The sequence below is a fragment of the Amycolatopsis orientalis genome (assembly GCF_000943515.2).
In the GTDB taxonomy this organism is placed as follows: domain Bacteria; phylum Actinomycetota; class Actinomycetes; order Mycobacteriales; family Pseudonocardiaceae; genus Amycolatopsis; species Amycolatopsis orientalis.
In genome coordinates, this window is sequence record NZ_CP016174.1 from 9,220,770 (window position 1) to 9,234,173 (window position 13,404).

General features: G+C 64.5%; 3 protein-coding genes. All 3 read right to left on the bottom strand.

What is annotated here, in order from left to right; translation table 11 throughout:
• Positions 1-60: 60 nt before the first annotated feature.
• From SD37_RS40550 to SD37_RS40555, 3 genes are read right to left on the bottom strand one after another with little or no spacing between them, the layout of a single operon-like run.
• Entirely contained in the window at positions 61-4,488 is a 4,428-nt protein-coding gene (locus SD37_RS40550) for a ricin-type beta-trefoil lectin domain protein (protein WP_083255225.1), read from the bottom strand.
• Positions 4,489-4,512: 24 nt separating this feature from the next.
• Positions 4,513-5,076 (bottom strand): hypothetical protein, encoded by a 564-nt coding sequence (locus SD37_RS42975; protein ID WP_145926856.1) that lies wholly within the window; start codon positions 5,074-5,076, stop codon positions 4,513-4,515.
• Positions 5,054-13,018: a LamG-like jellyroll fold domain-containing protein gene (locus SD37_RS40555; RefSeq protein ID WP_145926857.1), complete on the bottom strand. Its 7,965-nt coding sequence runs from the start codon at positions 13,016-13,018 to the stop codon at positions 5,054-5,056. The genes SD37_RS42975 and SD37_RS40555 overlap by 23 nt, the downstream gene beginning before the upstream one ends.
• Positions 13,019-13,404: the final 386 nt, after the last annotated feature.

A 13,404-nucleotide genomic window follows, 5' to 3' on the forward strand; every position in this document is an offset into this window, starting at 1 on the left:
GACGACGGTAGGGAGGATCGAGGACAGCGGTGGTCCTCGATCCTCCCTACCGGCTATCAACTACTCGAAATCGATTCCCCAACGCTGGTTGGCGACGCCCTGGCAGTCATAGATCACCAGACGCGTTCCTTCCGCGTCGCCACCGCTCAGCGTGCCGAGGCAACGGCCGGAACCGGTGTTCTCGATCATGCCGTCCGGGCGCTGGAACCACCGTTGGGAGGGTCCGAAGTTGCAGTCCCACAGCTGGACCGGCGTGTCGTTCGCGGTGGCACCGTTGGTGACGTCCATGCAGCGGCTCTTCATCCTGATGGTGCCGTCGTTCTGCACCAGCACCTGCTGCGCGGTGGATCCGCTACAGGTGTACAGATTGATCGCCGTGCCGTTCGCGTCGTTGTTGTAGTAGACGTCGGCGCACTTGCCACTCACGCCGGCGAGCCGCCCCTTGTGCGGGAAAGACCGGACCACGGTCCAAGTCTGGAACTGCGAGCCCGTACAGGTCTGGATCGTCACCGAAGTGGCACCCTGGGTCGAGTCCAGACACTTTCCTGACTTCGGATTGATGACGGAGCCGTCAGGCCGGAGCTGCCAGAACTGAGCCGCGTCACCAGTGCACAGGTATGACCAGACCGCCGTCCCGTCGGCCACGGCACCGTTCTTCACATCGAGGCAGCGACCGAGCGCACGGATGCTCCCGTCCTTCGACAAGGTCCACGTGTCCGACAAGGACGCGATACAACCCGTTGTCCCGATGGTGGCACCGTTGGCCACGACACGGCCGCTGACATTGAGACAAGAACCGAAGCCGTCGGTGAGCTGACCGGCCGGAGCGGCGCGTTCCGCGATCTTCCAGATCTGCTGGGCCTGACCGTTGCAGTCCTGGATGGTGACGATGGCGCCGTCCGTCGCACCGGCCGCCGACAGGCAGCGTCCGGATCCGAGGTTGAAGATCCGGCCGTCATCGAAGATCTGCCATTCCTGCGTCAAGGATCCGGCACAGCCCACCGCGACGACGCGAGAGCCGGCCGCCGTCGCACCGTCCTGCACGTCGAGGCACTGACCGAGGACGTGGAGGGCGGTGTCCCCAGCCGTCCATTGCTGTGCCACAGAGGACGTACATGTCCACATCTGGACCGTGGTGTTGGTGGGCACGCCACCGGACAGATCAAGACAAGCACCACCGACACCGGTCATGAGTCCGCTCATCGACACTCGGTTCGAGCGCGTCCTCAGGTTGCGGTACTTGACCTGGTCACCGGTTCCATGGCCGGAGAGCTGGACGTAGGAACGCCGGTTGAACATCGTCGGAGCGGTGTACTCGTTCACCTTGGTGCCGTTGAGCAGCACCGTCACCTTGGGACCGGCCACGGTGATTTCGAAGGTGTTCCACTCCCCGACCGGTTTCGCCGCCGTCGCGATGGGTGCCTTGATTCCCTTGATCGCCCCGGTCGCGTCCGTCGGCGCCGCCGAGGCTCCACCGATCGCGATCTGCGCCGCGGCGGGGCCAGGACCACGCGGAAGGCCGACGTGCACGGCCGACTGCGAGTTCGCGCCCGTCGCCTTCCAATCCACCTTCAGCGTGTAGTCGTTGTCGAACAGGTTGGACGGGTTCCATGGGCCGGCGGTACCGGCCAACGTGCCGAACTCACAACCGTCCTGCGTGGCGAGAGCCGGGCCCCAGCGGGCGAGAGAAGACTCGGCTCGACCGTCCATGAGGGAGCTGAACCCGGGTTCGAGGTTCGCGTTGACGCAGTTTCCCGCCGGCCCGGCCGCCGGGCCCCCGACGAAGTAGCCGGTCACGTCAGCGGTGAGCTCGGCCTCTCCTTCGGTGTTCGACGCGCTGAGCTTCCCGCTGGGGCCGAGCGGCACCAGCGCCGTGGCCGGAACCATCTTGCCCTGGTCGACCTGCAGTGCGGGTGCGTTGGCGAAACCGGTTTCAGGAGCGAAGAAGGAGACGCCCGTGTTGATCACCTTGTCCGCCGCGGAGCCCGTGACCACCACGCCGGTCGCGCCGAGTGGCACCCCCGCTGTTCCGGCGACCTGGGCGGTCACGGTGGCGCCCCGCTTGAGGGTCCCCATCGGGACGCCAGTGCCGGTGCCGGTGTCGATCACCCGGCTGGTTCCGAGCGAGGGGACGAACAGGGCCCCATTCCCAGGGGCGAACCAACCCAGCAAGTCGACCGCGAGGTGGGTCAAACCTGCCGAGTTCCGCAGCCGGATCTTCCCGTCGTCACCGATCCGGACGAAGGCGATGTTGGAACGCCGCTGGCCGACGTTCATGAAGACGCTGCTGGTGTCGGGCGTGTAAGTCTGCGGATAGGCCGAGATGAAGGTCCCCGCAGTCGACTGACCCGCTGTGAGGTTCACCACCGCGGTGGTCGCGTTCGCCGGAACACCCGACACACCCCGGACCTGGACAGCGATCTCCTCGCCCGCGCCCAGCGGGGTGTTCTTCACCGATGCCAGGTTCTTCGTGTCGAGGAGCCGGGCACCCCCGGGCTTGGCCGTATAGGTGCCTACTCCATCAGGGCTGAAGTATCCCGCGAAGTCCACCGTCATCCCCGGCGTGCCGACGGTGTTGTGGATGCGGACGGCCCCGTCTCCCCCGAGCGGCACGATGACCGTCAAGGTGGTCTGCCTGCTGGTCTGCACAGGGAACCGGATCGGCTGTGCGGCACCGGGGTTGCCGGCGGTGAACCGCAGTTCCGTCGGCCCGTCGGCCAGGCCCGCGGTCACGGTCAGCACGACCGCCGTCGCAGTGGTTGGTGCGCCGGGAACCGTCAGCGCGAACGTCTCACCCGCGGTGAAGCGTCTCTGGTGTCCGCCGACCGCCGTGTTGGTGTCGAGGATCCGGGTCGGATTCGTAAGAGCGGTGTAACCGCCAGGCTGAGCGGCGATCGCCGAGCCCGGTGAACCGGCCCAAAGGACACCGACGCCCCAGTCGTTAGGAGCTCCACCCGACACGGCCTTCGCGCGAGACTTGAGCAGATACTCCAACTGCGCGGCGTCCAGTTGCGCGTTCGCCCCCTTGAACAAGGCGGCCACACCAGCCACGTGCGCCGCGGCCGCGGACGTGCCGGTGAAAAGGTCAGGCGCAGAGGCGGACGTCGAAACACTGGCGAACCCGGTGATGTCAGGCTTGGTCCGGCCGTCGACGGTCGGGCCGTGGCTGCTGTACGGCTCGAGCTGCCCCGACGCGGGTTTGGTCGCGCCTGTCGCCAGGACGTACGGCGAGCTGGCGGGTTCGGCGATGCTCCCCGCGGGAGTCGACCACTGGAAACCGCCGGTCTTCCCCAGTTTGGTCAGATAGAGGTCGAACTTCGTCGTGAAGGGAGCGTTGTTGTTCTTGACCCAGGCGTAATAGGTGCCACCGGAGCCGGAGTCGTTGGTGAAGGTCGCCTCTTCGACCGGAGCACCGCCGCCGGCGGTGTCACGCTGGGCGAGGGTCGATCGAGCCACCACATGCGGATCGTTCGGTCCGGTCGGAGCAGCAGCTTGGTCGGTGATGTAGAGATCGAGGTCCTTCGTGGTGACCGGCCAGGCGTCCCAGCGCAGAGTCACCGTCGCCGGCTGCCCCGCACCGACCGAGAAGCTGTTGACCTCCGAAGCACCATTGAATTCGACCCAGGTGGACGCACCGGTCCGGTCCGCCGCCTGGCCGGCGAAATGCCGCTCACCGTAGTTGCCCGCCGCCGCCGACCACAGGATTCCGGCTTGGCGAGAGCGCTGAACGACCTGGGCGGGGCTGTTGACGTCCGGCCCCGTTCCGTCGCCACGCCCGGCTCCCGGTACGGCGATCGCGGCGCTGATGATCCGCACGCCCTGCTGCTGCAGCCAGTCCGCCGCAGGCGCGAAGCCCATGTCGTCCTCGACACACGCGAGATAGAGCTGTGCGGCGGGCGCCATGTCATGGACGATCTCCGCGACGTTCACCCCGTGCGGATCGTCGATCGTGGCGTCGAGACAGTTCGAACCGTTGGTGACGAGCTGGGTTCCGCTCGGAAGCTCACCTGCCGCCTGTGCGGCGGCAAGGCCAGCGAAGCCGACATCCAGGATGCCGATCTTCACCCCGGCGCCCTTGTTGTTCGTGTCGATCCATGCCTGAGCCCCGGAAACCCCGACGCCTTCGGAAGTCACACTCGACGGGAGCACCCTGGTCGGCCGCTTCACTTCGCGGACTCCTGGCTGCTTCGCGAGTTCATCGACCTTGTCCTCGGCCACCGCCGCCCTGACCCGTCCCGGCTGCGCGGCGGAAACCGTCCCGCCGACCGCCTTGACGGCATTCCGGAGGTCGGGCTCGTTCTGACCGTGAACGTAGAGGAGCACGTGGCCGTTCTGATCCTTGGCCACTCGCTCCTTGGGTCTCTGCCCGGCCACCGATTCCGCGACCGGCGCGTCGCCTGGTGGCGCCGCGTCGGCTGGCAACGTGAAGCCACTCACCGCCAAGGACATGGTGGCGGCTACGAGGGCCGCACGTCGCAATGTCTTCATTTTTCCTTCCGATTATCCAACGAATCAATTAGGCAGCAACGGCTCGGGTGCGACAACATAAGATCGCTCCGATTCCGGCCAGTCCGTGTACAAAATGTCCGAAACAAGAGCACCAGTCAGCAAGTCTAAAAGAAACTCAGCAGAGGTTCCCTGATACTCACCCCACCCATCGCCAGTATTATCCATGAATACAATAGGCCATTGATCAGCGACTTGCCTCTCAACTGGTCGCCAGAAATACGTATGCTCATCTCCCTCAGCCCACGGAATCAACCCACCAGGCTCAGGAAAAAAGAGGTGTGGATAATCCTCAGGAAGCTTCGGCCTCACCCCCTTAAAATAGGCACCCTTCGATTTCAGCTTCCACTTATACGCCTCCAGCCACCGACAACTCTGCGCCGGAGACCAAATATAAATGTATTCAGACATAACCCCAGACGGGAAAACTCTCAAGAAGTCCCTGTGAGAAGTCGGAAATTCAAAGCCCAATTCGGCCCACACTTCTTCCCAGGCAAGCTCTAGCCTTGCAGATTCTTTCCAGCCCAGAAAATCGGCCAATTCCAGTTCAGCAGCTCGCACGTTGCCCATCCCGACCTGGTTCATTGTAGATAATGACATCACACTTGAAGTCTCCGTCCCCTTCGGCAACGGCATGCACCCCCCAGGGAACTGGAGACTTCCCGTCATAGAGCGGCGTTACTGAGTAGTAGACGCGCTGCCCACCCTCCACCGCATCTTGGACGCCAACCTCAACGGAATTGAGCATCTGAACGCTGTTATTAAAGGAATAAAGGGGAACGAGGTTCTTTGCCTCATTGCTTCCATCAAACATTCTAGCAATAAGATGACTCCGGTGCATGCCAGGCTCCCAGCCAAACGGCTTCTCCGGCTTTCCTTTGGACTTTTTCAATTCCGTCAAGCAAACAACCGCACCCGTTGCCCGCAAACCTGTTGTGCCTTTGTAATAAGCCTCCTCCATTGGACCGTAGACCGGCAAATTCGGCTGAAGACCTTCTTCTTCGCATCGATCCTTGTGTTCCTTGTATTCCAGATCAACAGGCAGCGGGAGTGGAAGTGGATCAACCCTCGGAGCTGGAACTGGACCGTCGGTAATCCTGTTCGACCGATCAAAATATTCCAGGGCTCGATTGGCAACTGTCGTTGTCTCAGTGAGCGCAGATACCGTATCGACAACCACAGCAACTGTCGCGCCCGCAGCCAGTTCGGCGGCCTTAGTCAGCGCCTTGGCGATCCATGGCGGCGGAGGCGGCGGTGCAGGCTTGACCGGCTTCGCCTTCCCCCCTGGTTTGAAGCCAGGCTTACCCGGTGCCCCCGTATATGTGGACGGCTTCGGACAGCCACCGACGCGCCATTTGCAATGACCGACTGGGACAGGTTCTTCGTTGCCGCCTTCCCATTCGTACCCCTGGGCGTACGCATGGAACCACTGCGGGCAAAGCTGTCCGTTGACGCGGATTTGATCTCCGCAGCCGCCTACCGTTTGACCACCCATGTTGCAGTAGAAGAAGGTGGCAGCGTCTCCGAATATGCTACCGCTTCTTGGCTTGCCCCTCGACGGTGCGGAAGGTCCGTTATCCGTGGCACCGTCACACCAGTTGACCCAGGGTCCGTGCCCACTCGGGTCGGAGGTCCCTACTGAGTCCCCGTTGCCATAGGTATAGCGGTTCGTCGCTGTTGAAGGATCGGGAGCAAGTTCCCAGTCATCCCGCGAAAGGAACCCACCGCGCTCCGGTGAGTACCATCGCGCGGTCATGTTGACATCACCGGAATCCGGGCTGGTCCAGTCGCCCTGATACCCCAGATTCGAGGTGTCACCCGACGACGCGGTCACCACCCCGAACGGATCGAACGTCCGCTGGCCGTCGACGACAGCGCCGAGGTAGCGCCCGACAACGTCCCCGTGCCGATCGGCGTAGAGCAGCTTCCCGCCGGCACCGGCCTTGTCACTCAGCGCGGCGCCGTCGGGGAGCCTGGACACGGTACGCATGCCGTCGGTGACGGTCTCGTTCGACATACCGTCGTAGCTCAGGGCGACGTTGTTGCGAGTGTGGACGCGATCCTTGCTGTCGTACTGGTAGTTCGTCGGGCCTCGGGTGACCAGTCGATCGAAGGCGTCGAAACCGCTCGTCGTCGTGGTGCTTCCACGAGTGACCGCGGAAACAGTGCCGCGCTTCGTGTAGGTGTACGCGGCGCCTCCACCCGAGAGGAGCTGATTTCGCTCGTTGTAGGTGTAAGCCGCGCCATTGACCGATGACCGGTTACCCGCGTCGTCCCAGCCATAGGTCGTCTGCTGGGTCCCTGCGGTCCACGAGGTCAGACGGCCGACCCCGTCGTATCCGTAGGCATTCGTGGCAGGTGCACCGGGACGCGTTGAGGTCTTCGAGGTGACCTTGTCGTCCTTGTCGTACCCATAGCTGTCACCGAACAAAACCCGCGTACTGGTGTCGGTCAGCTGCGTCAGGTTGTCCGACGCCAACCTGCCGAGCTTGTCATAGCCGATGTTGCGAGCGACCCGCCCGGACAGCGCCCGGTCCTTCGTCAGCGAGAGACGCCCGGCGTTGTCGTACCGGTAGTCCATCGTCCGGCCGGTGAGTGGGTCCGCGGCCGAGTAGAGCCGCCCGGCGGCGTCATAGGTGAACGTCGCGGTTCCGGCCGCATCGGCGCGCGTCGCGAGGGTCCCGTCGCCGTTGTAGGTGTACACGCTGGACCCCATGGGTCCCTGCGAGGTGCGCAGGTTCCCGCGATCGTCGTAGCGGTAGTGCGTATCGCCACCGGGACTGCCGACCTTCGTGACGCGTCCCGCCAGGTCGTAACCGAACGTGCGATCCGTGGTCGCCTGTTCCGCGCCCGCACCACGCTCGACGGTCAACCGGTCCTGTTCGTCGTACTCACGAGTGCGGGTGACACCTCCCGGAGCGACCAGTTTCGTCGCCCGTCCGACGGCGTCGTACGAGGTGGTCCAGGAACGGTCGGCGGACGCGGTGGCTCCCGCGACAGCGGGTTCGATCACCGATTCCGGCAGCCCCCAGGGGGTGTAGGTGTACTCCGTCGCGTTGCCCTTGCCGTCGACGAAGTGGCTGCGGCTGCCCAACCGGTCGTAACCCGTCCAAGTCGTGATGGACTTCGTGGCGTCGACCTTCTCGACCTGTTTGACGAGCCGGTTGAGGAAGTCATAGCCGTAATCGACGATCCGGCCTTCCGGAGAGACCGACTGCAACACGTTCCCGTTGCCGTCATAGCTGGAAGACGACGAACGCTGCTGCTGGCCGTCGACGATCTGCGCGGTTCCGGTCAGCCGGCCCGCCAGGTCGTAGGTTCTCGTACTGACCAGACCGGTCGGGTCGGTGACACTGTTCTGCCGACCCGAGTTGTCGTAGCCGTACGTCACCGTACGGTTGGTCGCGTCGGTTTCGCTGATCAGGTCGTTCGCACCGTTGTAAGCCCTTGTACTGACGAAACCTTGCGGTGTGGTCTGTGAAGTGATGTTCCCGGCGTCGTCGTATCCGGTCCGAGTCGTGTAGAAGACGTTCTGGCCGCCATAACGTTCGACCTGCGTCGCCGTGATCAGGCGACCAAGCTCGTCGTAGGTGAACTCCTCGCGGGCACCGGTCGCGTCGGTGGTGCTGAGTAGTTCGCCATTCCCGTTATAGGAGGACTTCAGAACCGACGGCGTGTCGCCGACCTGTGGCAACGTCGAGGTGAGCAGGTGGCCGTAGGGGTCGAAAGTGTTCGTGGTGGTGCGGTTCAAATGGTCGGTGACCGTGAGCGCGTTGCCCCCGCGGTCATAGACCGTCCGAGTCGCCGGAACGATCGGCTGACCGCCCGGCGGCGTGTAGGCGGGGAGCACACCGGCGGTCGCCCTGCCCATGTTGTCCCGCTCGGTGGTGGTGACGTTCCCAGCACTGTCCTTGGACTGGGTGACCTCGCCGAACGTGTTGTACCCCAAGGACTCGGTCAGTTCCACGTTCGCGGTCTTCTGGCCGCCGACCCACACGTCCACGGCCGGTTTGATCGTCGAAACAGGTTGGCCGGTCGCGTCGTAGGTGTAGCGGATCTCGACCTGCCGCCGGTCGGTGCTCGCCACCGCCAGCCCACGCTCGTCATAAGTCGTGGTGGACGAAAGGACCAGCCCGTTCGACGCTGCCGTGTCCTGCCTGCGGACACTGCCGTTGGGCGCGTAGGTGAAATCGGTCGTCTCGACGCGAGCGGGATCGGCCGCACCGGTCGAGGAGGCGCGAGTGGGATTACCCGCCCCGTCTCGAACGAAGGTGGTCTTCCTCTTTACCCCCTCCGGGTCCACAGTGGACTCGACAACGAACCCGGCCGCGTCGTACGCCGTCGTCGTCTTGCGGTTCCCCGCGGTGACCTGTTGGGTCAGGTTGCCGGCGGGGTCGTAGACGCGTTGTTCCAGAAGAACGTCTCGAGCCGGTCCGGACGGCGGCTGGTACCCCTCCAAGGTGGTGGTGGCGAGCAGGCCGTCGCCGTAGTAGCCATACCGTGTGGCACGGTTCATCGCGTCCTGAACCCGCTCGAGTCGCCCGGTGGGGTCGTAGCTCCGGTTCTCGACCCGCAAGCTGCCCATACCCGAGGTGGCGGGATCGGCTCCGATGCCGGTGGCCACTCGCGACAGCAGACGGCGCTCGTCGTCGAACTGGTCGGTCCACTTCGTGCCGAGGACGTCGGTGGTGACGACTTTGAGCAGATCGGGCGAGCGCTCGTACTGGACCACCCCACCATCCGGGTAGTTGACGCTGACCCGCTGATCGAAGGCGTTGTAGCCGAAAGTGGTCTTCCGAGCGAGGTCTCCGCCCGTCGCGTCGGAGACCGTTGCCTCGAGCAGGTTCCCGTTTCCGTCGTAGACGTTGCTGGTGACAGGAGTGTGCGTCGCCCCGGTGATCGTGTTGGTCACCGCCGGGCCCGTGATCTTCGCGATCTCGGATTTCGGCGTGTACTCGAAGGTCCGGATCCCGAAAACGCCGCCGGCGGCGTTGCCCTCCTGCTGTGACAGACGCCTGCCTATGCCGTCGTACGCGTACGACGTGACCAGCCCCATCACGTCCTTGGTGAACGCCAAGTCCCCGTTCGCCCGAAACGCATTGCTCGCGACCTGGTTCCGCCGGTCGGTGACCTGGATCAGCACACCGGCGGGCACCTTGCCACCGCCCTCGGCGGTTTCGGTGCCGTTGGCGTAGGTTCTCACCTCGGTCGGCGCGGCGATCTGCCCCGCCGGGATCGGGAACGTCGTCGTGGTGAGCCGACCGGCCGGGTCATAGGCATACGACGTCCGGTACCGGGTGTCGGTGGCACTCGACGAGCGAGCATCGGAACTGGTGGCGAGCTTGTCACGCCTCGGATCAAGAGGGTCCGATGAAGTGACATACGTGAAGTAGGACGTGTTGCACGAACCCGCGGCCCGGCAGGTCTTTCGGCTCAACACGTTGCCGCGTTCGTCCGTGGTCTGCTCGACCCGGTTGTCGAGCTCGTCGACAGTCGCTTTCAGGAAACCCTTTTCGTTATACTCCCAGTGCTTGTCGAATCCCTTGTGGACGATCGAAGTGAGGCGGCCCCCCTGATCCGCGTCGAACTTGTACGTCCACTCGGGGTAGGGACCGCGCAGCGTGACCGTGCGTTCCGCGTTGTTTCGTACCGGCAGGTCGAGCGTCCACTTACGACCGTCGTGATCAGTGAGCGACTTCGCCCGATCGGCTCGATCGTCGTAACCGATCTCAGCATAGACACGACCGTCTTGCGGCAAGGTGATTTTCGCGAGTTGGTCGATCGTCCGTGCGGCGCCGAAGTGCTGCGCGACAGCGAAGGGGCTCAAGGTGTGCTGGTAGAGCGCGACCTCGTCGATCGAGCCATTGAAGTAGAAGTCACCGCCGTTCGTCGACGGGAAGTTTTTGCCGACCCCGCCGCCGACCACCAGTTTGCCCAGCGCTCCGTGATCGATCAGGCCGGTGATCGTTCCGACGGACGCGCCATCGAGGTACAGCGTCTGGCGATCGACTTCGGAAGTCAGCACCGCGTGGTGCCATCCGTTGTCGTTGACCGGATTCGTACTGATCACCTGGCTCGGGCCGGTCACATTACGGGCGGACAGTCCGCCGTAGAGGTGACCGTCGATGCCGACGTAGAGCAATGGACGCCATTTGGCGGGCGTAGTGGCGGGAAAGGCCTGATCTGCATAGCTGAGCAGGGTTCCGCTCGCTCCGGTCTTGAACCACAACTCGGCGGAGACCGACATGTTCTCCTTGAGCAGGTCGTCCGGCAAAGTCAGGTGACTGGCCATGCCGTCGAAGACCGCGGCTGTGTCGGTCGTACCGCCGAGTGCTCCCACCGCCCCGAAGCCGAGGCCGTTCTGCTTGCCCGCGTCCGCTCCGGGAGTGCGAGCCGCGGCGTTCGCCGTCGTCGGCCCGCTGTCCTCGTTGAGCCGCCAATACCCGCGTGGCCCGTCGTCCATGACCGAACTGCGATAGTGCGAGCCGGCGAGACGCCCATAGCTCGTGCAGTTCGGTGCCGCACCGGGAGCGCAGACACCGGTCAACGTGTCGCCGTCGTAGGTGTAGGTCCAGCTCAACGGATCCTGTCCGGCGGCCGGCGGGGGCGTCTGCACCTTGGTGACATGCGCACCCGTCCACGTGATCCCCAGGGAACGCCCGGAGACGTCGTTCACCAGCGCGGTCACATGCCCGGACGTGTCGTACTCGAGATGCTCGGTGAGCCCTGCCGGGTCGGTGACACGGATCAGCTTGCCCGCGTTGTCGAACAGCCAGCGGCTGCCGGTGACATCCCTGAGCGTGTAGTAACCGGTGCCACTGTCATAGACGAGGTCGACGTTCTGACCCATCGGCGGTGCGAAGGAACCATCCGGATTACGACCGAACCTGGCCTGCCTGCCATTCGGATAGGTCAGCACGACGTCGACGACGACGTTCTGCGCGGACCGGTTCGGGACGAGCCGCGTGTCCAGGCGGGACGCCCAGCCGACACCGAATGCGGTGTCCCTACGGGGATCCAGGCTGTTGTAAGTCCTCGTGATGGTGAGATCTGGACCGACGGTGGCGACGTTGGCGTCGGTGACGACGGTCGAGTAGTTCCCGATCTGCGGATCGAGACCAGGACCGTTCACGGTGTCCGGACTGCCCGCGAGATGCGAGGTGATCTCCGGCTGCGGGACACGTGTGGTCAGCGCCAGCGGGCCGACCCAGTTCGGCGACGGGCTCACCGTGTCATGGGTCTTGACACCCCAGTAGTAGGTCTTGCTCCAGACCAGTTTTCCGGCCGGCGGCACCCAGCTTTCGGGACCCCACGGGGAATCCGTGCAGTTCTGGGTGAGCGCGACATCGGTGCAGATCCGGAACTGGAAGGTGAACCCCTTGTTCGGCCAGTTGTCGTCATCGATGGCCCGGGCGAACAAGGTCGGTGTCAAGGATTCGACCGTCGCGCCATTGCCGGGTTGCTGGTAGTTGGACCCCGGCGGGGTGTTCTGGACTTTCAGCGGAGCTGAACCGTAGGGAACCTCGTAGACGACGTGGAAGTCCTCGTTCGCGGGATTCCACATGGTCAGGAGAAGTTCGTAGTCTCCCGGGGCCAATGCGGTCAGCGGCACCGTGATGGTCGCCTGGCCACCCGGTGGCACATCCACGCCCGGCGCGACTCCCTGGGAGGTCCTGATCACCGTGCCGTTCTGTTTGATCAGATAGCCCAGTCGATATCCGCCGCCGGCCGCCCAGGTGGATGCCCCCTGGTTGGTGACCTTCGCGGTGAACGTGCCCTCTCGCGTGTTGGTCGGCAGGAGAACGTCGGTGAGTTCGTAGGCGGCGCCTTCCGGCGCGTAGCGAACATCGAGATACGGCTTGTTGGGTGTGTTTGAAGAGGCGAAGCGTTTGAAAGCCGCGCTGTCGCCTTCGTTGGCGGCACGGATGGTGAAACCGTTGCCCAGGGCCGATCCGTGTGACCACTGGATGGCGATGTCCTGCGGCAGAACGAACTTGGTCAGGTACTGACCGGCGCATCCCGCGCCTAACGCCGGGACGTCGACGGTCGCGAGCGCACGGCCGGCCGCCGCTCCCGGCCACACCGCGTTGTTCCCCCAGCCTTGAGTGACCTCGAAAAGGGTGACCGGCCGGGTCTGACACGAATGAACTGCCAGCACGTCGAGCGTCGCTCCGATGATGTACTGGTTTCGGAGGGCGGCGGAAACGGACTCCAGCTTCAGGTACGAGCGGGAGATAGTCCTCCCGCCGTTCGGCGAACCGACCTCGAGTTCGATGTTCCCCGAATGGTCCTGCGTCGTGCCGGACTTGACGTACGTGTCCTCGCTGACCGCTACCTTCCCGACGCTCGGGTCCACCACGACCGGGAAGACGCGACTCGGATCACGCAGCCAAGCCGCGTCCAGATCGACTCGCAGGGTCCAGGTCCGAGCATCCCGCTGCGCGATCGAGTACCGGACTCCCTCGCTTCGGACGCCGGTCCTGGTCACCGGATCGGCCTTGCCGTCGATCATGAAACCGGCGGGAATGACTCCTCGCACCACGCCGGCCTGGTCGATCAGTTCGACGTCACCGTCGATGATCTGCGGGCGAAGCGCGCCGGTGTGCAGGGTGAACGCGTAACTCGACCGCGCCTTCGACGAACGCAGGACGAGTTCCTCTTTGAGCCCGCCACCGGTGGCCGACAAACGCAGGTCCACGTCTGGCAGGGCACCGGGATAGGTCACGCTGTCCGCGGCAGGCCGCGCTGCTGCGGGGGCGGCGTCCTGAAGGGCGTAAGCCAATGTGTGGTCGCCGTCCAGACGGACACTGGCCACCTGTCCGGCGTTCGCGAGCGGCGCGAAACTGACGGCGGTCGGGGCTTTACGCGGGGACCACCGGCCGTCCGGGCCCGCCTGCA